21 protein-coding genes and 1 tRNA gene are annotated in these 23,452 nt (G+C 49.2%); 11 read left to right on the top strand and 11 right to left on the bottom strand.

What is annotated here, in order from left to right; genetic code table 11:
* Positions 1-19: 19 nt before the first annotated feature.
* From AC5JLB_RS18170 to murC, 3 genes are all read right to left on the bottom strand, one after another.
* Positions 20-370, bottom strand: coding sequence for a YbaB/EbfC family nucleoid-associated protein (locus AC5JLB_RS18170; protein WP_495694689.1), 351 nt, complete (start codon positions 368-370; stop codon positions 20-22).
* A 285-nt stretch (positions 371-655) separates the two neighbouring features.
* Positions 656-1,696: a UDP-N-acetylmuramate dehydrogenase gene (gene murB / locus AC5JLB_RS18175; protein ID WP_495875235.1), complete on the bottom strand. Its 1,041-nt coding sequence runs from the start codon at positions 1,694-1,696 to the stop codon at positions 656-658.
* Between the two features lie 88 nt (positions 1,697-1,784).
* Positions 1,785-3,284 (bottom strand): UDP-N-acetylmuramate--L-alanine ligase, encoded by a 1,500-nt coding sequence (murC, locus tag AC5JLB_RS18180; RefSeq protein ID WP_495875236.1) that lies wholly within the window; start codon positions 3,282-3,284, stop codon positions 1,785-1,787.
* A 1,008-nt stretch (positions 3,285-4,292) separates the two neighbouring features.
* On the opposite strand from murC, the gene AC5JLB_RS18185 reads away from it, so the two are divergent.
* Together AC5JLB_RS18185 and AC5JLB_RS18190 are read left to right on the top strand one after the other, a co-directional pair.
* The gene (locus tag AC5JLB_RS18185; protein ID WP_495875237.1) at positions 4,293-5,306 is read left to right on the top strand and encodes a type I glyceraldehyde-3-phosphate dehydrogenase; all 1,014 of its coding nucleotides are present in this window, start codon (positions 4,293-4,295) and stop codon (positions 5,304-5,306) included.
* Positions 5,307-5,825: 519 nt separating this feature from the next.
* A complete protein-coding gene (locus AC5JLB_RS18190) occupies positions 5,826-6,926 on the top strand; it encodes a fatty acid desaturase family protein (protein WP_495875238.1) in 1,101 nt (366 codons plus the stop codon).
* Between the two features lie 62 nt (positions 6,927-6,988).
* Here AC5JLB_RS18190 and thiL read toward each other — a convergent pair whose 3' ends face one another.
* The gene (gene thiL, locus AC5JLB_RS18195) at positions 6,989-7,963 is read right to left on the bottom strand and encodes a thiamine-phosphate kinase (RefSeq protein ID WP_495875239.1); all 975 of its coding nucleotides are present in this window, start codon (positions 7,961-7,963) and stop codon (positions 6,989-6,991) included.
* 70 nt (positions 7,964-8,033) lie between these two features.
* Positions 8,034-9,203, bottom strand: a complete 1,170-nt coding sequence (locus AC5JLB_RS18200; RefSeq protein ID WP_495875240.1) for a peptidylprolyl isomerase — start codon at positions 9,201-9,203, stop codon at positions 8,034-8,036.
* A 243-nt stretch (positions 9,204-9,446) separates the two neighbouring features.
* Here AC5JLB_RS18200 and efp point away from each other — a divergent pair, with 243 nt between their 5' ends.
* Both efp and accB read left to right on the top strand, forming a co-directional pair.
* On the top strand, positions 9,447-10,010 hold the full coding sequence (gene efp, locus AC5JLB_RS18205) for an elongation factor P (protein ID WP_495694682.1): 564 nt from the start codon (positions 9,447-9,449) through the stop codon (positions 10,008-10,010).
* A 64-nt stretch (positions 10,011-10,074) separates the two neighbouring features.
* Positions 10,075-10,581: an acetyl-CoA carboxylase biotin carboxyl carrier protein gene (accB, locus tag AC5JLB_RS18210; protein ID WP_495875241.1), complete on the top strand. Its 507-nt coding sequence runs from the start codon at positions 10,075-10,077 to the stop codon at positions 10,579-10,581.
* Between the two features lie 24 nt (positions 10,582-10,605).
* Here the strand turns inward: accB and AC5JLB_RS18215 are convergent, their stop codons facing one another.
* A complete protein-coding gene (locus AC5JLB_RS18215) occupies positions 10,606-12,018 on the bottom strand; it encodes a hemolysin family protein (RefSeq protein ID WP_495875242.1) in 1,413 nt (470 codons plus the stop codon).
* Between the two features lie 54 nt (positions 12,019-12,072).
* Positions 12,073-12,735, bottom strand: coding sequence for a hypothetical protein (locus AC5JLB_RS18220; RefSeq protein WP_495875243.1), 663 nt, complete (start codon positions 12,733-12,735; stop codon positions 12,073-12,075).
* A 203-nt stretch (positions 12,736-12,938) separates the two neighbouring features.
* Here AC5JLB_RS18220 and AC5JLB_RS18225 point away from each other — a divergent pair.
* Positions 12,939-13,011 (top strand) — tRNA-Ile (locus tag AC5JLB_RS18225).
* A 147-nt stretch (positions 13,012-13,158) separates the two neighbouring features.
* Here AC5JLB_RS18225 and AC5JLB_RS18230 read toward each other — a convergent pair.
* A complete protein-coding gene (locus AC5JLB_RS18230) occupies positions 13,159-13,632 on the bottom strand; it encodes a hypothetical protein (RefSeq protein ID WP_495875244.1) in 474 nt (157 codons plus the stop codon).
* Between the two features lie 64 nt (positions 13,633-13,696).
* Between AC5JLB_RS18230 and pyrE the strand changes: the two genes are divergently transcribed.
* Both pyrE and AC5JLB_RS18240 read left to right on the top strand, forming a co-directional pair.
* Complete coding sequence (gene pyrE / locus AC5JLB_RS18235; RefSeq protein WP_495875245.1) at positions 13,697-14,305, top strand: orotate phosphoribosyltransferase; 609 nt, start codon at positions 13,697-13,699, stop codon at positions 14,303-14,305.
* A 169-nt stretch (positions 14,306-14,474) separates the two neighbouring features.
* Positions 14,475-15,137, top strand: a complete 663-nt coding sequence (locus AC5JLB_RS18240) for a HEAT repeat domain-containing protein (protein WP_495875246.1) — start codon at positions 14,475-14,477, stop codon at positions 15,135-15,137.
* Positions 15,138-15,223: 86 nt separating this feature from the next.
* Here the strand turns inward: AC5JLB_RS18240 and AC5JLB_RS18245 are convergent, their stop codons facing one another.
* Positions 15,224-16,933 carry a DUF3352 domain-containing protein gene (locus AC5JLB_RS18245; RefSeq protein WP_495875247.1) on the bottom strand — a complete coding sequence of 570 codons (1,710 nt, stop codon included), beginning with the start codon at positions 16,931-16,933 and terminating at the stop codon, positions 15,224-15,226.
* Between the two features lie 262 nt (positions 16,934-17,195).
* Here AC5JLB_RS18245 and AC5JLB_RS18250 point away from each other — a divergent pair, with 262 nt between their 5' ends.
* The 3 genes from AC5JLB_RS18250 to gnd all read left to right on the top strand — a co-directional run bounded on the left by AC5JLB_RS18250 (position 17,196) and on the right by gnd (position 20,578).
* Positions 17,196-17,555, top strand: a complete 360-nt coding sequence (locus AC5JLB_RS18250) for a rhodanese-like domain-containing protein (RefSeq protein WP_495875248.1) — start codon at positions 17,196-17,198, stop codon at positions 17,553-17,555.
* Between the two features lie 147 nt (positions 17,556-17,702).
* Positions 17,703-18,785 carry a heat-inducible transcriptional repressor HrcA gene (gene hrcA / locus AC5JLB_RS18255; RefSeq protein ID WP_495875249.1) on the top strand — a complete coding sequence of 361 codons (1,083 nt, stop codon included), beginning with the start codon at positions 17,703-17,705 and terminating at the stop codon, positions 18,783-18,785.
* Between the two features lie 278 nt (positions 18,786-19,063).
* Entirely contained in the window at positions 19,064-20,578 is a 1,515-nt protein-coding gene (gnd, locus tag AC5JLB_RS18260; protein ID WP_495875250.1) for a decarboxylating NADP(+)-dependent phosphogluconate dehydrogenase, read from the top strand.
* A gap of 165 nt (positions 20,579-20,743) precedes the next feature.
* Here the strand turns inward: gnd and AC5JLB_RS18265 are convergent, their stop codons facing one another.
* Positions 20,744-21,532 (bottom strand): hypothetical protein, encoded by a 789-nt coding sequence (locus tag AC5JLB_RS18265; protein WP_495875251.1) that lies wholly within the window; start codon positions 21,530-21,532, stop codon positions 20,744-20,746.
* A gap of 172 nt (positions 21,533-21,704) precedes the next feature.
* On the bottom strand, positions 21,705-22,238 hold the full coding sequence (locus AC5JLB_RS18270; protein WP_495875252.1) for a DUF4330 domain-containing protein: 534 nt from the start codon (positions 22,236-22,238) through the stop codon (positions 21,705-21,707).
* A gap of 258 nt (positions 22,239-22,496) precedes the next feature.
* Here AC5JLB_RS18270 and AC5JLB_RS18275 point away from each other — a divergent pair, with 258 nt between their 5' ends.
* Entirely contained in the window at positions 22,497-23,327 is an 831-nt protein-coding gene (locus tag AC5JLB_RS18275; protein WP_495875253.1) for a M48 family metallopeptidase, read from the top strand.
* Positions 23,328-23,452 lie beyond the last annotated feature (125 nt).

Raw genomic sequence — 23,452 nt, forward strand, 5'->3', positions numbered from 1 at the left:
AACCTACGTCCAACAACGTTTAGCCCATCATTCCTGGAAGATTCAAACCACCCGTGAGGTCTTCCATCTTCTCGCGCATGGTGGCGGTAGATTTTGTATAAGAATCTTTCATCGCTGCCAACACCAAGTCAGACAACACATCCGCCTCTTCTTGCAACGCTTCTGGCGTCAGAACGACACGCAAAGGTTCTTGGTTGCCGCTCATCACCACCTTGACGATGCCGCCGCCTGCTTCACCTTCGATCTCCATCGCCTCTAGTTCTTCCTGAAGTTTCTTTGCCCCTTCTTGAACTTGTTGCGCTTTCTTGATGGCGTCAGCAAACTCTTTCATCTTGCCAAGCCCGAAGCCGAATCCCTGTCCTTGTGACATAACTTCCTGTGTAAAGTCAAACAGCTACATTATGACATCGGCTCGCTGAATCATGACATCAGTTCGAGACATTAGCCGAATTCGAGCCACAAGCTTAAAGTGCGGTTCGTAATTTGTAACTTTATTGGGTGAAGATAACCGATACAGTAAGTAGAGTCCATCTCGTCAAGACGCGATCGTAGGCCTTACACCAAGCACCAGTCTGCTTCTAACGATTCCACCTATTTGCGTTAAAGGAAACCTCTAGAGGCAGCATACCTCTCACTCTCAAATCACTCACCATACCTAACTTATCTGGAATTCACCTAGCATCTTGACTTCTGGCTCTAGCCACAACGACCATTCTTGCTGAACCCGAGATTGAACGTGGTGAATCAGTTGAAAGATGTCTGTCGCCGTAGCACCACCGCAGTTCAAAATGAAATTAGCGTGGCGCTGAGCGACTTGAGCGCCCCCAATTTGATGCCCCTTTAGTCCCACCTGCTCGATCAGCCAGCCCGCTTTATGAGAGTCAGGATTTCGGAACACGCTCCCACAGCTGGGGAAGTCGTAGGGTTGTGTACGCTGTCGCTGTTGCTTGTGGGCGTCTGTGAGAGCGACTAGCTCCGTTGGATTAGCGCTCGGCTGTAGTTGAAAAGTGGCTTGAGTGACGAGCTTCTGGCTGCCTTGGAGGGCAGAAGTTCGATACTGATATTTCAGATCATCTGGAGTCAGAATTTTGGTTGAGCCGTTTGGAAGGACGACCTGAGTGTCTACCAAAATATCTGCTACACAGTCTCCGTGTGCGCCTGCGTTCATCACCACAGCACCGCCCACCGTACCGGGAATGCCAACTGCCCATTCAAACCCTTGCCAGCCGCGATCGGCAAGTCTCCACGCTAATCTCGGCAACGGTTCCCCTGCCCCAACCGTCACCCGTCCGCTCGCTTCGTCGAATTCGGCATAGCGCAAAAACCGAGTTGAAATCACGAGTCCTGAAATGCCGCGATCGCTTACAAGCAAATTCGATCCGGCTCCCAGCATCGTCACTGGCAGCCCTTGCGATCGCGCCCAATCTAAACTCGCGTGTAGCTCGTCGAGCCGCCTCGGCGCAATATACCATTCTGCCGGGCCGCCCACTCGAAATGACGTTAGCGATGCCATTGGAACATTCGCTTTGATCATCAAGTCAGTACCAGGGAGGGGGATCATGGCCAGCTTTTTGTGCGGTTCCTCCGGAGCCGCGATCGGTGCTAATCGGGCGGTGGGGCGGGCGTAAAGTCCTGTGCCAGAAAAGCCGAGCTTCACAGAAGCGGGAACAGTCCGAGGATCACTAGAGAGAGTCATATGGGTTTCGTTATTTTTTTGAAGGCTCCAACCCGAGACCGAGGCGAGTCTCGCTGAGGAAGCTTAAGCATTCACAGCGCAGACAAAATTAAGAAGCTGCTTTCTCAGCCACTTGCTGAGTTGAGATCGCGTCCGGGATGAGTTGGTTCAGATTTCCGGCCCCCAAAAAGATGACCAGATCACCAGGAGCCAGCGTTGCTGCTAGAAAATTGCTAATGGCAGGTAGCGTCGGTTGGTAGTGTACCCTCGAATGGCGTGTGGCGAATAAATCAGCAACTTGCTGACCGTTAATCTGCCCAGAATCAGGTTCACCTGCACTATAAATATCACTCAGGACAACTACATCAGCATCCCGGAAGGATTCGGCAAACTCTGTTAAAAAGGTTGCGGTGCGGCTATAGCGGTGCGGTTGAAAGACTGCCACAACCCGGCGCTTTGGCGAAGATTCTGCCGCCTGTAAGCGAGCGGAACTCAAGGTCGCCCGAATTTCACTGGGGTGGTGAGCGTAATCATCGATAAACAGAATGTTGTTTGCGGCTCCACGATGCTCAAAGCGACGCCGTGCGCCCTCAAAGGAGGCTAAAGCACGAGCAATCACCGGAAATTCAAGCCCTAGTAATCGACCCACCGCAACCGCCGCGATCGCATTGCTCAAATTGTGATGACCCAGCAATTGAATATTGAGTTGTCCTAAAACCTGCCCATGTTCTAACACTCGTGCAGTTGTACCATCTCCCTGATAGCGGATCTGATCAACGGTGTAGTCTGCGCCAGAGTCTGGATTGAGGCTGTAGGAGATGTTTGGAGTAATGCGATCGCGCACAGTTTCACAATCGATGCAGCCAATTGTCACTTTGCAGCGGCTTGCAAACGTTTGGAAGATTTCGACTACTTCATCTAGACTGCTGTAGTGATCGGGATGATCGAGTTCGGCGTTAGTAATAATGCCAACATACGGCTCAAACTTCACTAGTGACCCGTCGGACTCATCGGCTTCTGCTACTAAATAGTCACCCTGTCCAAACCGAGCGTTGCCTTGCCACGCTTTGACCTCGCCGCCGACGATTACCGTCGGATCGAGATCCGCTTCGAGCAACAAATAGCTAATCAAACTGCTCGTTGTCGTCTTGCCGTGAGTGCCTGCGATCGCAATGCTTCGATAGTCCTTGATCAGCGCAGCGAGTAAGTCAGATCGATGAAAGATCGGACATCCTAGCTCTAATGCGGCTTGATATTCAGCATTAGATTCATTGATGGCAGTCGAACAAATGACTTGCGGCAAAACCATAGAGGAACCAGTCAAGCGGCGATTGGCAATCGGTGTAACCGTAGCGACAGAAGACGCGATCGCCATCACCTCAGCTTCAGCGCGGACTTGAGAAAAATGCTCAAGATTTGAAGCATCCTGACTTAAAAAAATGTGAGCGCCTAACGTTTTTAGTCGCTCTGTAATATGACTGAGACGCAGATCCGAACCAGAAACTGGCAGCTTACGTTCGAGCAGAACATAAGCAAGGGCTGACATTCCAATTCCACCAATGCCGATGAAATGAAATGGTCTGCCGCTGAAGTCAACGGAAGTCAGCATTTTTGCTCCTTACACACCACACCAATGACACGCGATATCATATCAAGGATTGCTTTTTGACGGTATAGCTAGATCAAAATTTCGATTCCTTTATTTGTGATTCAAAAAATGTCAGTCAAAACTGCACCGTAAAAGCTGAATGTTTCCTTGCCTTACTCATCAATTAACCATAAATGCTCACCCTAATTTGTTAGATACAGGGCGGAAGTCGTCGATTCCCGAAAGAAATCTATGATCTTTAACTAAAGTTGCCCACTCAACTAGTGGCTTTCAATAATCGACAAAATCGGTAGCCGCACATTGTAAATAAGAAGCAGGTTAGGAGTTGTGATGGATTGCCCAAACTTTTTGTTTTTACAGTAAGTCTGAGTTGTCTTCCAAAACTAACCTCCTATTAAATGACACGATCTAAGCGAAACCGCAAGCAAATCGAATTCACTATTTATCCGATTCAAATCGTCAATGTTGCTACAAATTTTGCCATAACAATTTCAGGGTGAAAACAATTCTTTAGGTTGAGATTTAATAGAGGCGATCGTAGAAGCTAGCCATCACCTTGCAGTTATTTTGTCGATCGGCTTCAAAGCTGGGCAGAAGATGTCCATCTTGCGACCAATAAGGCATGAGAGCAGTAACCTGAGTTCGCTGAACAGTATCTTTTCCTTTTCCTCGTTTCCTCTTCCTCATTTAATTGGGCGAGCAATGAGAGCGCAAAATCATTTCATTAGAGTTCTTTCAGTGAACAGGCCTCAGCTCCAAATGTAGTACGAGTGTGTTCGTAGCGAAGTACAAATTCCATCCGAATCACCGTACCCCAACTGCTAACGCTGTATTCAACCGCAAAGGGTTATTCCCAATGCCTTCGCTAGACCTCAATTCACAAAATGGTGCCATCGAAACCTTCAATAATTTTCCCGTTCCATGACGGTTAAGGGACAAAAGTTGCAGTGCTTTTTAAGGTATGATGTAATCCATCAATAGGTATTTATATTCAGAGGGCAAGACGCAGTGATTAGAGTAGCGATCAACGGCTTTGGACGCATTGGACGCAATTTCATGCGATGCTGGGCGGGTCGGGAGAACAGTCAGTTAGAGGTTGTCGCGATCAACGACACATCTGACCCTAGAACCAATGCTCACTTGCTGAGGTACGACTCGATGTTGGGCAAATTTACCGGAGACATTGAAGCCGATGAGAATACCCTCACGGTCAACGGTAAAAAAATCAAATGCACGTCCGATCGCAACCCAGAAAATTTGCCTTGGGGCGAATGGGATATCGATCTAATCATTGAGTCGACGGGTGTGTTCATCAGCAAAGAGGGCGCGACAAAGCACCTGAATGCGGGTGCAAAGAAGGTATTGATCACAGCTCCTGGCAAGAATGAAGATGGGACGTTTGTGGTTGGCGTCAATCATCACGATTACGACCACAACAAGCACAACATCATTAGTAATGCAAGCTGTACCACAAACTGCCTTGCCCCGGTTGCCAAGGTGCTGCACGAGAATTTTGGCATCATCAAAGGCACGATGACCACGACACACAGCTACACGGGCGACCAGCGCATTCTCGATGCTAGCCACCGAGATTTGCGCCGTGCGCGGGCGGCGGCTGTGAACATTGTTCCGACTTCTACAGGTGCAGCCAAAGCCGTTGCCTTGGTGTTGCCTGCATTGAGCGGTAAGCTCAACGGAATTGCTCTGCGCGTTCCGACCCCCAACGTGTCTGTTGTGGATCTAGTAGTCAACGTCGAGAAGAGCACGATCGCTGAACAAGTTAATCAAGCTCTGAAAGATGCTGCCGAGGGTTCGATGAAAGGCATTTTGAAGTATTGCGATCTGCCCTTGGTATCGAGCGACCACGCGGGTACAGACGAGTCTTCGATCGTAGACTCAGCCCTAACAATGGTGATGGGCGGCGATATGGTGAAGGTTGTGGCTTGGTATGACAACGAGTGGGGCTATAGCCAACGTGTAGTTGACCTCGCTGAAGTTGTGGCTCAGAACTGGGTTAAGTAGGTTTTTTCCCACTAGGCCATTAGATCTCAAATGCCCTCAACTTAAATCTTGGAGTTGAGGGTTTATTGTTGAAGATCGCTACTCCTTTTTTACCACTTTGCAACTTATCAAGGTTCAGAGATTGCGCCACGACGTATTCAGACCCAATCCCTGAACCTTGCACGAATTTCTAAGGAAGCTAACTTTTCCAAGCTAGTTTTACCGCGACTTCCCAAGCAGAAATTGTAGATATCCTCAATCTATGTTCTTGTGCTGAGGCCCAGATCGCAGGAGCGACTTCAGCATTGGAAGAGAATCTAGCTAGACTAAACGTACTGTTGTGAAACAAGTACTCAAACGATTGAGAGCAAACACTTGATGCGTTGTACCCAGGTCAAGCGGCTTGCTCGCGAAATTATTTAGCTTTTCCAAGTCTATCTGGCTGCATGACGCGGTGATTGATTTGTCTATGAATCGCTACAAATTTGGGCGCGCTGTCTAAGCGTTCGTCCACAGGTTTAGAACATTGTTCGAGAATTTATGAACGTCATGCATGAAGAACGTTTGATTAGTCAATCAGAATACGCCAAACAATTACGCCCCTCACTACCGCCAGAAGCCTTTCTTTCTAACCCTAACAAGGTCTGGATTCTGTTGATTAACATCGCCATTTTAGTTCTGGGTTGGAGCATTGCCGATCAACTGCCTCAATGGAACGGGTATTTCTTGTGGCTTTATCTCCCTCTAACTTTAGTCATGGGAAATAGTGTCATTGTTCTGTTATTTGGCACACATGATCTATTACACAGCCGAACGATTAGAAATCCATCTCTGAGGCGGCTTGTTAGTCTACTCGGACTAGCCATGTTATGGACTCCACCCACATTTTGGAAAGCGGTTCATAATCGAGAGCATCACAGCAAAACGAATTCGTTGCACGACCCCGACCGCAACTATCTGCATGAGCAACCGGAAAATTGGGGCAAATGGATTCAAAATCTCTTTGTTCCATCAGCAGAGGTTAATCCCCTCTGGTTAATGGTCGGAATGAGCCAAGCCTGGGGAGTGCATACATTTCGGAATCTGACATCAGTGCTGCTGTTTAATCATGGGCAGAGCGAATATCCGGTTGCTTCATTCAAGGTGAGTACAAAGGAGCGTCGAGCGATCGCGCTTGAATTCTTCATCATCTTGGGAATTCACTTGAGCATTCTAAGCTACTTGGGGTTGCATCCTGTAAAACTCTTACTGAGCTACTTTTTACCTATCTGGATTGGCTACAGCGGCATCATGTTTTATATCTACACCAACCACATGCTGTGTCGCATGACGAAGATTAATGATCCGTTGATTAATAGCATTTCGGTTCGGGTTCCTAAACTATTTGATCTGCTACATTTCAACTTTTCATACCATACAGAACACCACATTTTCCCTGGCATAAACTCAGATTATTATCCAGCCGTCCAAGAATTGTTGAAGGCGCGATATCTTGATCGGTTTAATTTGGTAGATGCTGGAGAAGCTTGGCGGTTAATGTTGCAGACGCCTCGACACTATAAGAACGAGAATACCTTTACTGATTGGTCAGGAATGAAGTCTGTCCCCTGCCCCCAGTCTTCGACGGACGAGATATTGTGATTCATAAGCTGTATTGGGCGTGAACCGTTTCCGCAGGTCTAGAGGATTCGCGCCGTTTTGCTTCACGAACCCTGAAAATGTTGAAATCCTCTGTTAAGCGTTAAACTTTCATCAGGGTGAGTTCCGGCTGGGTCGATCAATTGAATGGTTTGAGCAGAGGTGATGGTACCTACGATCGCACTTCCTTCTCTCAGACGTTCAACCAACTCCTGAGCCAGGTCTTCCGGCAAACACAATACTAATTCAAAATCTTCTCCGCCATACAGCGCCCACTGCATCGCCTGCTCAGGAGACACCCAGTTTCTCAAAGCTGGATGAATTGGAATCCTCTGACGATCGAGCCTTGCACCAACCCTACTTGCTCGGCAAATCTGCAAAACCGCATCCGCAAGACCATCACTTGAATCCATTCCAGCGCAGGGGAACGGGGGCAAGACATCTAAACGAGAATGTGGATATTGATGAGCCTGGATCAATGAGTCGCGACCCTCTAATTCTGGCTTAACATCAGGATTTAGCAAAAGTTCTAGTCCTGCCCGCGACGAACCGTGATAGCCCGTGACGACGATCGCGTCCCCAGGTTGTGCCGTCGATCGGCGAATTACACGAGTAGGATCAACCTGTCCAAAGGCAGTGATAGAAACGGTGATGACCGGAGAACGGCAAATATCGCCACCTACGATCTCCGTCCCATACCGTCGCAAACAGCCTGTCATTCCCTGATAAAGTCGTTCGACCCAAGACACCAAAACTTCACCTGGAAGTCCTAATCCTACAGTGATCCCCAATGGCGAAGCGCCCATTGCAGCAAGATCAGACAAATTGGCGGCGGCGGCTCGCCAGCCTGCGGATGCTGGAGGAGTTGTGATGTCGCTAAAATGCACGCCATCGACTAACACATCAGACGTGACCACGAGAGATTTGCCAGGCTCGATGGGGAGAACGGCAGCATCATCACCGATGATTGCACTCGAACAAAATGCCTGCACTCGCTTCAGAAGTCCTTGCTCGCCAATATCTTGAACTTGCAGTTCCATCGTGTTTCCTCAAAAAAGAAGAGACGCGACTCGATCACGTCTCCATAAAACCAGCTCGGTTCAATACTGGTTAAGCTACGTTCGGCTCTACCAAGTTCTCTAGTCCATCTACCACTTTCATTGAATCAATTTTGTCTCCCGCTTTCAACTGCCCCAGAACCTCTGCGCCTTCCGTCACAAAGCCAAAGATCGAATACCGTCCGTCTAGTAAATTTGCGCCTGCTGGAGTGAGTTCAGGCTCGAATAGAAAGAAGAAGAACTGAGACGAACCTCCATTTGGGTTATCGGCAGGAGCCGCTAGCGCTAACGCACCGTAAGCCGAAAATGGCAGAACGGGCTGATCGAGATAGCGTCCCGCGTCTTCCAATGTTGTTCCATAGACGGGTTCCTTCTCTCCTTTGACAAGAATTTCCATCGGAACGGCGCGATATTTCTTCGTCTTCGGATCAACAAATCCAATCTCAGGCCCAGGTGGGTCACCAATTTGTAGGACATACGAATCTTCTGCACGAGTGAACTCTAAGCCATCGTAGAATCCTCGTTTGACTAGATCGACAAAGTTTCCGGCGGTGACCGGAGCACTAAAACCATCGAGTACGATCGTCATCTCTCCTTCGGACGTTTTGGCAGCAACCGTAGCGCGCCCCTTAAGTTGAGGAAGATTGCTGTACTCCTGGGGAACTTCAAACGGAAAGTCTTTTACCATCATGGCTTCAAGGTCGCTAATGCGATCGAGCATCTGGCTCCGAGTGATCAAGATTTTCTCTTTGTCTTTCCCGTCCGTTGCCGTTTGAAGCTCGGTAACGCTGGCTTTTAGCTGCTCAATAATCTGTTCAGCTTCCGCCTTTTGACCGTCTGGAATGCTGGCTAAAACTTTTGTTGGCCGGTCATTCAACACCCGTGAAGCGGTTTTGATATCTGAGGTTACTGCGCCCCAGCGACGATTTGCCCGCAGCTGGAGCGAAATATCTTCAAGACTAGTTTGCAGCTTACGCACTTCAGAGTTGTCGATGGGTAAGGCATTTCGCAATAGCGCTTTGGGATCTTTAATCGCGTTTCCTTGCGGCAAGGCTTGCACGGGAAGCGTTTCCCCGAGCACTGTCAAACTGATCACACTCCAAGCCAGCCCTAATGCCAACACACGCGGCTTGAGACTTCCAAACCATCGCTGACCGATTGGCTTCGTCAAGCTCCTTCGGAGCGCTAAACCCAAGTTCCAAAGGCTTGCAGTATTCCACATAACATTGCTCTTAAACGGTGCGTAACAACCCCGCTTCGATTGTGCCATGTAAGGGGGAAGAGAGGATAGAGATGAGGGATGAAGGATGAGGGATGAGGGATGGGGTTGGACAAGATAGAAAGATTGTTTACGATCGCTTGCTTCCTTACTCTTCCTTTCATCCCTCATCCCTCATCCCTTCTTAAAAGCGCCCCAGAGCGGTAAAATAAAGTGCCGAATGTCCTCCCCCACAATTACAGACTCATGATCTCTAGTAACGATTTTCGACCCGGCGTCAGCATTGAATTAGATGGAGCGGTTTGGCGGGTCGTCGAATTTTTACACGTAAAACCAGGTAAGGGATCGGCGTTTGTCCGCACGAAGCTGAAGAACGTGCAGTCGGGCAGCGTTGTTGAACGAACGTTTCGGGCTGGGGAAACTGTGCCTCAAGCCAATTTAGAGAAGAGTACGATGCAGCACACCTACAAGGAAGGTGATGATTACGTCTTCATGGATATGGAAAGCTATGAAGAAGGTCGGCTGAATGCATCGCAGATTGGCGATCGCGTCAAATATCTCAAAGAAGGCATGGAGGTCAACGTTGTCAAATGGGGCGAACAGGTGATGGAAGTTGAACTTCCAAACTCGGTCGTGCTCGAAGTGACACAAGCCGATCCGGGCGTAAAAGGCGATACGGCAACGGGCGGAACAAAACCCGCGATCGTAGAAACGGGCGCACAGGTCATGGTTCCACTTTTTATCTCGGTAGGTGAGAAGATTAAAGTTGACACCCGCAGCGACACGTATCTGGGACGAGAAAATAGCTAGAGGATAAACGGCGGAGGGTAGATAACGTTATCACCCCTGATATATCGTGAGGAGTATAGAGACTGTGCCACTGGATTTGAAAGAACTCCGTGAATTATTGGCTGACCTCAATCAAACAGATATTTCGGAGTTGACTCTAAAGAGCAGCGATTTTGAATTAACGGTGCGTCGGGGGGTTGCTCGCGACGCGATCAGCACCACACAGGATCTGAACGGAACTGTGCCTTCACCGGTCAATCTCAACCCGGCTTCTTCCATGACACCGCCGCCTCCAGATGCGCCAAAACTGCTGGAGCCTCCCCCCTTTGCGCCGCCGCCTCACGAGCGACGCTTGGCAGAAGTGACTTCTCCAATGGTGGGCACGTTCTATCGTTCGCCAGGACCCGATGAGCCGCCGTTTGTGCAAGTGGGCGATCGCATCCGCTTGGGTCAAACGGTGTGCATCGTCGAAGCAATGAAGCTGATGAATGAACTCGAATCAGAAGTGTCGGGCGAAGTCGTGGAAATTCTAGTTCAAAACGGCGACCCTGTAGAATTTGGGCAGCCGCTCATGCGGGTTAACCCAGGGTAAGGCTGCTTTGCAAGGGATACCAAGCTAATGTAGAGGCGGCTTGCCTCCATTTAATAATTCGGCGGGCGTTTCAAGCCGCCGAATTCGGATTTGATGCAGTCTCGGTCCTTCAGCTGAAATCACGGTGAACTCATAATTACCGTACTGGAGCGTCTCACCGTGGGTTGGAATCTTCTGCCATTGGTAGAGTAGAAAGCCGCCTAGCGTTTGGTACTCATCAGTTAATGGGAAATCGAGATCAAGATCTTCGTTCACTTCTTCTAAGTGGACTTGAGCCTGTACCAAAAAGGTATTTTCATCAATTCGCTGGATTGGTAACTCTTCGCCTTCCTGCGCTTCTGGCGTTTCTCCAATGATCTGAGTAATGAGATCTTGAATGGTGACTAAACCTGCCGTGGAGCCAAACTCATCAACCACCAGCACCATGTGATGCCGCGATCGCTGCATCAATGACAGCAACTCTCCCAAAGGCGTGTACTCTGGCACAAATTGCGCTGGGTGAATCCAGGGATGGATTGGGCTTTCGAGAGTCAACGTCCCCTGTACGAGTGGTTCTGCCAGTTCCTTAAAGTGGATTAAACCGCAAATATCATCCACAGATTCCTCGATCACGGGAAAGCGAGAATGACCTGAATGGGCAACTTCTTCGAGGAGGTTGCGAACGGTGGCATCGACGGGAAGCGTCGTCATATTGGGACGCTGCACCATCACTTCTGTCACCGCCACATCCGCAAACTCGAACACGTTGCTGAGCAGTTCTCGCTCTTCTTCTTCGAGTCCACTCGATTCGGTCGAGGTGGCGATAATCAACTGCAATTCTTCCGGCGTGACTTGGTTGTACCAGCCTTGTCCGGTGTACTGCACACCCAAAAGTCTGAGGAGCAGCCGAGTAGACTGATTGAGAATCCAGATAAACGGATTGAAAATGCGGGCGATCGCTAAACTGAGCGGTCCTAAGAATCGAGCGATCTCTTCAGAGTACAGAAGCGCCAGCGACTTGGGGCACAGTTCTCCTAGCACAATCTGAAGATAAGCAATCACAAGAAAGGCAACCGGAACTGCCAACGAATGCGCCGCAGGCTGCACAAAGGCGGCTGAAAGTGGCAGGTCGGCAATCCAACTGCTGACAAGTACCGCCATCGTGGTTTCGCCGATCCAGCCGAGTGCCAGACTAGAGAGCGTAATACCCAATTGAGTCGTAGACAGCAACCGATCGATACTCCGCTGCAAGTCCTGAACCGTTCTTGCCTGCACATCTCCCGCATCGACTAATTGATTGATCCGCGATCGCCGCACTGAGACGATCGAAAACTCAGCAGTTACAAAAAAGGCGTTAATTGCAATCAATAGCAGCACAGACAAAATTCGCAGCAGCGCTTCTCCAAGGTTGAGATGCTGAAGGGGCGCTGCTAAGAGAACGGCAACGGAGGCAATCATGCTGAAACTGAAGACTCAGTCAAGAAGGGGGCACAAGATCGGGTGTTCCTGCTCTTAGCGCACCGGAATCTCTGACAGCTTGAGTTGAAGCTTTTGATCCGGATAGTCTGTCAGCTGAAGTGACAGTTTTTGAGCGTTGGCGAGTAGGGCAGCCGAGATATTCACTGTACCAGTGTAGCGATCGCTCTTGGCAGGCATCTCGCTCGGCAGTCCTGTTGTATCGACTGTAATGGTGCGACCGCGCTCGTCTGTCACGTTTAATGTGCTGTAGAGAAACTTTATAGCCTGATTACTATCGTTCTTCATGGCGACATCTAATGTGACAGAATCCTTCTGCTGTTGGACGCCAGTAATTTCTAACGCCACATCTTTATCGCGCGCTAATAGAGGAAAGTTGGCGGCAGCTTGATTATTTGAGGTTCCAGTCTTACTCTGCGGACTGCTGCTCGGACTTGGACTTGCCGGGGGTTTACTTGTGCCCCCAATGCGCGATTTCACCGTTGCCAGAATATCGTCTTCTTTGAGAAAGGTTAACTGTTCGCGCCCATTCGGGTTTTTGCGATTGACTTTGTTAGTGGGGCGAGAATCGGGCTGCGTGATTCCTTTGAGTGCTTCTCGCCCGATCGCAAATCCCCAGGCAGAACTTACAATACCTGCACCAAACATCAGAGTTAACAAAACAAATGTGAGGGCAACGGTCGAATTAATTCTTTTCATGATGCGCGATCGGGATGGGGGACTTAAGAGAGAGCTAGCTCCATCAGCAATTGTAGGTCTCAACTTCAGTGTAGGTTTTAACACAAGTTGAGACAGCCGATGGTCAAAATTTGTAGCAGTATATCCGAAGTTCACCACATCGGCGATCAAATCAGGAACTCAAGTTACAATATTGCTGAATCGCGTGTAACAGAAACATGTGACCAGGGTTGGCCGATCGGTTTAGGCAGCGAACTCATAATTCGCGTTAGGCGGGTTCAACTCCTGCACCCTGGACTAAATCTATATCTTTACTACGCCCCATCTTTGCTCCTAGCGCTGCCTCAAGATAGGAATGAGCGATGAAGCAACGTTTTAAGGTTTTTCATCGCTCATTCCTGTCCAAACCCATCACGCTTATATTTGTCTTAATTTGACAAACTACTAGTATCTCTGGGGTAGTGTGGGCGACTCCATCGGCATTGGGGGTGGGAACTGTGCTTGAGGGGGCTGTTCGATGATGAACTCACTGCCAATGACACGGTTGCTGGCGTTGGGTTGCAGTAAAACAGAAGTGTTGTAGGGATTTGGCAAATCGGCAGTACGAATCAGGGGATCACTTGACGTTTGTTGGGTGAGGAGATCGCGGTAGAGGCGATGAACTCGCTCCCCATCGCGGGCAATCAGGTTTTCTGGATATCCCGTCACTCCGATCAAAGATTCAGCCGCTCGCGCAAAATTTCGGTTAGGAAAGGTGTCCTCGCTGCCATAAAAGGCTTTATCAACCGCGTCAGGAATGACTTCACGCGGGTTGAATACGGGTGCGCGTTGCTCTTGGGCTGTTGCCGCGATCGCGATGAAAGTAGACGCTGTGCTTAGAACTAGCGAGCCAATCAGACTCTTGATCCTCATACCCATAGGGTTATCCTCAATTAAAATGCTCGATATGTAGTAGGTTTAGTTTGCCCTACCAAGAATAAATATGAGTAATGCTGGTGTAACTTTGTTTGATTGGGCACACGCACCCTTAGCCGAGCTTCGAGAAAAGCTATTAGATTTGTTTTGCGAGGTGGCTTACCGAGAAGGAGACTTTCTGCTTTCGTCGGGTCAGCGCAGCACCTATTACATTAATGGTAAGCAAGTGACGCTACATCCTCAAGGGGCTTTGGGCGTTGGACGGATTTTATTAACGCTTGTACCAGAAGATGCGATCGCGGTTGCTGGGCTAACGCTCGGAGCCGATCCGATCGTCACTGCCACGAGTGTTGTGGCGGCATATGAGGCGCGATCGCTCACAGCACTGATTGTCCGCAAAGAAGCGAAAGGACATGGCACTCAGGCATACATCGAGGGCCCGACATTGCCGGAAGGAAGTCGAGTGGTTGTCTTAGAAGATGTGGTGACGACGGGTCAATCAGCGATGAAAGCGGTTGAGCGATTACACGAGGCGGGCTATCAGGTAGATCAAGTGATTTCGCTTGTCGATCGGCAACAAGGCGGCGCAGAATTCTATCAGCAGCAAGGATTAAAGTTTCAAGCGGTATTTACGATTGAAGATATGCAGCGACGCTACAAGGAACTATCGCGCTAGATTCTGAGCGAATAAGCGCCATCATTTAGACGCAGACGAAGAGGATTTTTAAGCAACGTACTTCCTTTGATAGAGACGGTCAAGGGTCGGTAATTGCGCGTTGGGAGGGTCGTATTGTCATTCTCAATTCTGTACGATAGGGGGACCGATATAAAGATTTGTGAAAACTATGAGCGTTAATTTAGAGCAGATTTCGTCGCAGTTAGATAGCGAGAGTACCCGCGATCGCATGGTTGCCCTTGCGAGCCTGCGGGAAGCAACCGCCGAAGATGCTGTGCCGCTAATCAAAAAAGTTCTTAACGATGAGAGTTTACAAATTCGCTCGATGGCGGTGTTTGCCCTAGGAATCAAACAAACCGATGAGTGCTACGACATCTTGGTTGATCTTTTGATCAACGAAAAAGATTATGGAATCCGCGCAGATGCGGCAGGCGCATTGGGCTATCTCGAAGATGGCAGAGCATTTCAGCCCTTGGTAAGAGCCTTTTACGAAGATACAGATTGGTTGGTGCGCTTTAGTGCGGCAGTGGCACTGGGCAACTTGAAAGATCCACAGGCGAGAGATGTGCTGGTGCAAGCGTTAGACAGCGAAGAAATTGTAGTGCAGCAGGCTGCGATCGCGGCACTAGGCGAAATTAAAGCCGTGGATGCAGTCGATCAAATTCTTCGGTTTGCCCAATCTGAAGATTGGCTCGTGCGCCAGCGGTTAGCCGAAGCGTTAGGACAATTGCCAACTGAGAAAAGCATTTCGGCGTTGAAGTATCTGGAGAAGGATAACAATACGAACGTAGCGCAGTCCGCTATGATTTCGCTGAAAAAGCTGGAACAGTAGGGTTGTAGCAAGCAAGGGATTTAGTAGGGAATGGTTTATCATCCGCTACTAAATCCCTTGCTAACCACTTATTACATCTAACTTTCTTAATCTAACTGGAAGAACGCACCGCCGCGCTGAACACCGGATTCGCTGCCGTAGTTGCTGATCGTCAGTGATCGCAAGTGATTAAACAATGGCTGTCCGGCTAATTCGACTAGCTGAATGAACGGAAACTGCCGTTTTAGAACGGGCTGGGCAGTGTCCCAATCGATGTAGAAATAGCCGTTGTTGGGTGTTTGAATGGGCGCGATCGCGCGGTCAAATCTTGGGTTGCTGGCTAATCCATTCTTCTTAGCATTCAGAACAGCATTCATCGCGTCGAGAGACGTTGCAAAAATCTCGTACTTGTCGACCGACGTGTGGACTCCAGCAACCTGTGCCTCTACAGAAAGTCCTTTGGAAGGCGTTCCGGTTGCCAGGCGAGTCCAGACATTGACGGTTTGATCGTCCAGTGGAAGCGCACCCGGAGTGATGCCTTGCGCCTGCGCCACAGCATCGAGATGAGAAATTGCGGCTTGTGCTGAAGGATCTGACTTATCTGCCACAAATACCCAATCTAAGGGTTGATTTTTGCCGGGTTGAGGCACGAGTCCTAGCGCGTACTCTCCTTTTACCCAGCTAAAGATGTCGTTCTTTAGATCAAGATTCCACTGCTTCTCTAAGGACTCGATCGGTTGGTTGACCAGTTGAGCGACAAAATCGTAGTTCTTCGCGGTGTTAGAAAGCCCTGTCCAGAACTGGTCTAGATCAACGCCAGAGGCCGAAATTGGACTAGTTGCAGGGATATATTGCAAAGCTCCAACAGGTTTAGACAGCTTGGGTTGAGGCGCAGTGGGTTGAGACACAGTGAGCTGAGCAGTCTCAGATACCTCAAGCAGAGCGGTTTCGGCAATTAGTCCTTGACGATTCAATCCTAACGAAATAGCCAGGCTCCCCTCTTGAGAAACGTCTTTTCCAGTCAGGGTTTGGAGCTGGGGCAAGTTTAGAAAAACGAGTCCAATCCTGCCTTCTCTTAGGGTTGCAATTGCCCGTTGATACTCGACCGAACTTGCTAAATTTAGTTCAGCCGCTTGCACATTATTAATAGAATCTTTTAGCACTTTTGGGCTGTTGGCAAATAAGACATAGTGATTTCCAACAACCGCTGTAGCAAGAGGATTGGGAGCCGAGCTTAGTGTTTCGTCGCCCTCTAACTTGCTGGTAATTCCTTCTACTTTGCCGCTAATAATCGTTGTGCCCTGATAAGCTTCAAACTTTAAGTCTGTTCCAGCAAGGGCGCGTTTTTGCCAAAACAGTTGTAGAAACTCCCGCGATCGCTGCGGATCTTTGGTCATGAGTGCCAGCAAATATCCGCGTTCTTCTCCGTTACCGCCATCGCGATCGACATCCAAGGCAGTAATGGCAGCGGTGACTTCATTGCCGAGCCAAGGCTGCACATCTCGCCTGTAGTCTAAGTCTGTGCTTCCCAAAATGCCTTGTTTGAACTGGTCTAACTCCGCTCGTGCCTCCCTGCGATCGCCCGGTTTAGCAATGGTTTGACGCAGTGTTTCTAAGCGATCTGGATTGACGAGCAGCGACGCCACTACGGGAGCCTGGCGAGGAATAAACATGGCTGCCGTAGGACTCTCGATCGGACTACCGCGCAACAAACTGATCGGGCTTTGGGCAAAAATGAGAACAAAGCCGAGAGTGCCGACCAGAAAGAGGACACCTGCAATCGCGGCTAGAGCAGTTAAGAACGAACGGAACTTCATGGTTTCAAGAGAACGAGGGTCTGGAGCATCGGATGTAGGGTGTGGACGCCAATCCACTCATCACCCATCCAGAAACATTATTTCAGGACGCTGCTTTTCCTGCCATCTATCTGCAAATCTTCTCATGCCTGTTCTAGCGATCGCGGGGGTTACGATAGTAAGGGTGTAAACCTTTAAAGCTTGCAGAGCATTTTCTTGGAATTGCGCTTCGCGCCAATCAGCTAAGCTGTCCTTGAAAGCAAATCCATTACCGGTACGATCGATGTCTCAACAATCCTCCCATCAACCCTTACCCCAAATTTCCGTTGCAGAACTGGCACAAAAGTTAGCAGAGCCGGACAACTCTGTGCAACTTGTAGACGTGCGAGAACCGTGGGAAGTTAAAACGGCTCAACTCAACGGATTTATGAACCTTCCTTTGAGCGACTACGAGGAGTGGTCTGGAGATATTCATGCACGGTTAGATTCAGAGAAGGAAACGCTAGTGCTGTGCCATCACGGCATTCGATCTGCGCAGATGTGTCAATGGCTAACTCTACAGGGCTTTACGAATGTAAAAAATATTACAGGAGGAATTGCAGAATACTCAAACAGAGTTGATTCAAGCGTGCCGAAGTATTGATGTCCCTTCCTCTAGAAATTTCAAGATAAAATTAAGAATCTGCTATCTTATATTCAATTCATTGATGATTGCTGGCTTCTTAACCATCGAAATCTTATTTAACGTGTTCAACCTACCGTGTGTTGAAAAAATACTTGGTGTTGGAAAATGACCATAAAGGCTAATCTCACGGCTCGTCAGCAGCAAGTTCTTTGGGCAACCATACGACACTACATTGCAACAGCAGAACCCGTTGGCTCGGAAGCATTAGTGAAGGAATATAACTTAAGTGTTAGTTCAGCGACGATTCGCAATGCGATGGGCAATTTGGAAAAAGCAGGATTGCTTTACCAACCGCACGTTTCGGCAGGCCGGGTTCCGTCCGATTCTGGCTATCGAATTTATGTTGATCAGTTGATTCAGCCTTCAACAGAGGTGACAATTCAGATTGAGCAGTTGTTTAGCGATCGCCTCAATTGGGAGAAGTGGAGTTTTGAAGCACTGCTCAAAGGCGCGGCCCAGATTCTCTCGACCCTAAGCGGCTACATTGTGCTAATGACGATGCCGCTTACCAGTTCAACTCAGTTACGCCACGTGCAGCTTGTCCAAGTCGATTCGCGGCGAGCCATGCTAATTGTGGTGACAAACACGTATGAAACGCAGTCGGTGCTACTGGACTTGCCAAAAGCCGCAGACGGCTCCGATTGGGAGGCTGACCTCATTGATCGAGAACTGCAAATTCTGTCTAATTTTCTAAACGATCAACTCCGCGGGCGATCGTTAGCAGAACTAAGACTGCTCGATTGGAGTGAGTTGGGGCGAGAGTTCGATCGGTACAGCAACATTTTGACCTCGCTGCTAAAAGATCTGTCGCAACAGTTCGCGCACTCGTCTGTGCCAACGCAACTGCTTATCAGTGGCGTGTCGGAAGTGCTACGACAACCCGAATTTTCGGAACTAGAGCAGGTGAAAACGCTGCTGCATCTGCTCGAAGCAGAACAGCATCAACTGGTTCCGCTAATTTTTGATCAGCTTGAATCCGGTACGCCGAGCCGACGAGTTTCCATTCGGATTGGCGCTGAGAATCCGTTAGAGCCAATTCGCGCCTGTACGCTGATTTCTTCGACGTATCATCGCGGGTCGGTTCCAGTAGGCAGTGTGGGAGTGCTAGGTCCAACCCGGATGCTGTATGAAGATACGATCGCGCTGGTTGAGGCAACAGCAGATTATTTGTCAGAGGCACTGAGCTAGATCAAAATCTAACCGTTTGAAATGTTAGCAATTCAGGCTGGTCTGTCCGCCGTGTGCATAGAGAGTTGAAATGATTGTGCTTTAGTTGAAACGATTGTGCTTTAAATGACAATTTTGCTCTTTGGATTTCAGGCGTTCCTCATCCTTCTCCCCAAAGCTAGAGTCTTAATCTAATCTTCCAAGTTATTTTCTAGGGGATCGAGCTACCGTGAGAAGAACCCTCGCTCAGAGCGATTCTTATAGAATCACCAGCGATCGCAGAGTTAGCAGAGAATCTTATGACACAGAGCTTTGGCGTAATTGGTTTAGCCGTAATGGGAGAAAACCTAGCGCTTAACGTCGAGCGCAACGGGTTCCCAGTTGCAGTATATAATCGTTCCCGTGAAAAGACTGACGCATTCATGGAGAACCGGGCAGGCGGCAAGAATGTAAAAGCAGCCTACACAATCGAAGAGTTCGTTGCTTCGTTGGAGCGCCCGCGCAAAATTCTCATCATGGTCAAAGCGGGTACACCTGTCGATGCTGTGATTGAACAACTCAAGCCGCTTCTCGATGAAGGCGACATTATGATCGACGGCGGTAACTCCCTCTTTAGTGACACCGCTCGCCGTGCCCATGAGCTTGAAGCTGCCAAATTCACCTTTATCGGCATGGGAGTGAGCGGCGGTGAAGAAGGCGCACTCAACGGACCTAGCCTCATGCCAGGAGGCACGAAGTCCGCTTACGACTATCTTGAGCCGATTCTGACCAAGATTGCAGCGCAGGTAGAAGATGGTCCTTGCGTCACCTATATTGGGCCAGGCGGCGCAGGGCACTACGTCAAAATGGTGCACAACGGGATTGAGTATGGCGATATGGAACTGATCGCCGAAGCCTACGATCTCCTGAAAAATGTCGCAGGACTCAATCACAACGAATTACACGATGTGTTTACCGAGTGGAATAACACCTCTGAGCTCAATTCCTACCTGATCGAGATCACGGCAGACATTTTTAAGAAGATTGATCCCGATACCGGAATGCCGCTTGTTGAACTGATCCTCGACGCTGCTGGACAAAAAGGCACAGGACGTTGGACGGTGACAGATGCGCTAGAACAAGGTGTACCCATTCCAACCATTATTGCCGCTGTCAATGCGCGCATTATGTCCTCTTACAAAACAGAGCGCATGGATGCCGCGCAACAGTTGAGCGCTCCTAGCTCAGCCTTTAGTGGCGATAAGAAAGAATTCATCAATATGGTACGAGACGCTCTCTATTGCTCTAAAATCTGCTCCTACGCCCAAGGAATGGCACTGCTGAGCAAGGCATCCAAGACCTATGGCTATGAGCTGAACTTGAGCGAATGTGCTCGTATTTGGAAAGGCGGCTGTATTATCCGGGCTGGCTTTTTGGGTAAGATTCAAAGTGCCTTTATCGAGAATCCTGATCTCCCGAACCTATTGCTAGCGCCCGAATTTAAGCAATCTATCCTCGATCGTCAATCGGCATGGCGTCAAATCATTGCTCATGCGGCAACCTCTGGGATCGCTGTTCCGGCCTTCAGCGCTTCACTAGATTACTTCGATAGCTATCGCCGCGATCGCTTGCCGCTCAACCTGACGCAAGCCCAACGCGACTATTTTGGCGCACACACGTACCTCCGCACGGACAAAGACGGCGTTTTCCACACCGAGTGGACAGATCTCAACGAAGAGTCAGTGACCAAAGTCTCGACGCCTGAGAAATTGGCTGCCGATCAACCTTATCCCACACGGGAGGAAGTTGAAGTCCAAGAAGTGCAAACAAAATAAGCGGCCAATCTCTGAGATCAGGACATCATGAGAGCAGAGTAAGTCAGATCTCGTTTTGGCTACTCTACTGATTTAGATTAGGAACGCGCAAAAACAGGGGTGTCTAGATAGACACCCCTGTTTTTGGTTAAAGGAATTTTCTCTATTTCTTATAGGGTGCGACGACTATGGAGCGTGATGACGAGCTACCACACCCAATTGACGCAGTTCCGGTCGTACCTGAATGGGCGTCATTTCTAACGACTGCCTCTGACTAGGCGGCAAGCCTCGACTCTCTTGTAAACGCTGCAAGCCCTCTAAAATGGCATCCCGAACGATCGCATCGTCTTCGCGATTGAGCATCACTCGCAGATAGTCTGCCGTTTGGTGCCGTTGGGCGCGAGTTTCTTGATGCTCGATATGTTGAGTCAACTGGTGTACAGCAATCAGCCGTTTAAGCGGTGACTCATGAGACAAATCCGATAACGTTTGAGCAAAGCTAGCGTCGGCAGAACGCTGCTTTTGACTAGCCATCTGCCACACCAGCAGACCAAGCATTCCCATCGTTGCTGTGCCCTGAAGAATCATTGCTGTGGCCATCCAGTGGTGTTCTGCCTCTAGCCAAACTGACGCGGCTAAATAGGTGCCAAACATAGCGGCTCCGCCACTTGCCGCCGCGATCGCAAATGACTGATTCCAACCTTTCAGAAGCGGTTTCAGTCCCTTCCAGGGTTGCCATTTAGAGTCTTGCAGCAGATACACAAGCATCATGATGCCGACTCCAACGCCCGTAGCAACGACAAGCCTGCCATTCCAAAACAGCAGCGCGGTCGCGCCGCCAGTGACGAGCAGCCATCCTCCCGGAGCTGACCATCGCCGCCACGGTTGCTTGCTGAGCGTTGTTCCTACATCCGGCAGAGGAACTGCTTGGAGCAGACCGACCAGATTCCGCCACTGAGATGAAGCCTGTGCCACGGTGCTTACCTGAAGACAAAACAATACAAGACACTATTCAGATAATAGAATACCTGCTCTAATTGCGATCGCTGTAGAACTTCAGAATCAAAAAAGACATTGAAGATATGTTCTGAGCCTGTTTTTTCTGAGCCTACACTTTTTCTGAGCCTACACCTTGTGCTGCTCGCGATCACGATTTAGCCTTTTCTAAAATCCGAACGGCAATGACACTGCTGGCAAAATTGTAGGTCGGACCATCTAGCTCTAGTGTCGTTCCAACTTTTACCTTTTCACCTCCAAAAATTGGGGTTCCGCCCACAACTTGAGCATTGTTTTTGAGGGTAAGAATCATATCGTTGGATAGCGCACTTTCAGGACGCGGATCAGGCAAAATCTTGAGCGATCCATCCGGCTGCGTAACCGCCATATTTCGAGGCAAGTACTTGATAGCGGTCAAGGTTGCGTCGCCTGTTGGCTGCTTCCGCACAATCACGCTAGTCTTTGCGCCTTCCTTGATCAAACTTTTTGGATCAGAAACACTCAACCCTCTTACTAGAACATCGATTTCAACCGGAAGCCGATCGGCGTTGCTGGCGATCGACGATCCCGATTTTCCAGGGAAGAAAAAGATCCCAAAAATCACCATTAAAATAATCAGTCCTGCACCCACGTCTAGAATGCTGAACTTACCAAATAACCGACCTTGAGAATCGAGAATAGCCATAAATATCGTTCCAACTTTGGTAGGAAGAATCTAGAGTAGCAAGAATTTAGTCTGCCACATTCAAGACCACGGGATCGTGACAGTACAGATTACCATGTCGAGTAGAACAGATTGCCATCTCCCAGGTTCCTTACCTTTTTCCATAAAATCTTCCGGTCATCTGCAACTAAATTTGGTTGTAAACCGTCTGAGGAGTAACGCTTCTTTCTAGCTTGACTATTTTCTCAACTGACTATTTTTGAGTGGCAGACCTTCATCATGTTTAAGCAGCACTTGCGTCATCGATGGCTTTATCCTATTCTCTCGCTGACTATCGTTCTGACGATTGCCTTCGGGCAACCCCTTGTCGCTCAAGCCATTTCATGGGCGGACTTGCTTCGAGGCGGAATTCAAGTTATTCAAGGCGTTCAACTAACACGCCTATCTGATAGCCAAGAGGTAGATCTTGGGCGTCAGATAAATGCTCAGCTTTCTAGCCAAGGCATTCGCATCTCTAACGATCGCAACTTAACTCAGTACGTCAACAACATTGGACAACGCCTTGTGACTTATAGCGATCGCTCCAATCTCCCCTTTACGTTTCAGGTGGTCGATGACAAGAGCGTCAATGCGTTTGCTACAACGGGTGGCTTTGTCTATGTGCATCGAGGCTTAATTGAGGCGGCAGATAACGAAGCGCAGTTAGCGAGTGTGATTGGGCATGAAATTGGACATGTCACAGGTCGCCATCTCCTCGCTCAGATGCGAAAGTCGGCGGTTCAACGAGGATTGTTGTCCGCCGGAGGACTCGATCGCAGCACCGCTGTCAATTTAGGTCTTCAGCTTGCGGTCAATCTTCCCAATAACCGAAACGACGAGTATGACGCCGATCAGCGGGGGTTACGCACGATCAGTCGAGCGGGTTATGCTCAATCTGAAGTGGTAGCGTTCATGCAGAAGCTCTTAAGATCTAGATCATCGCCCTCGTTTCTCAGTAATCATCCAGCAACGAGCGATCGTATTACGCGCCTCAAGCAGTTGATTAGCGCAAATCCAACGAATGGGCGCAACGGTGTTGATCCAAGCGCCTACCGCTCTGCCGTACGCTAATGTGCTAATCGCGAGTAGGATTTGAACTCAAAAAGGGGCAGCCGAGGGCTGCCCCTTTTTCAAGGCATTAACTAGGTTGTGTTGACATTTCAGCGAAGTTCAATCAGCAAGGCAGTGAAATAAAC

The sequence above is a fragment of the Myxacorys chilensis genome, from assembly GCF_059505265.1.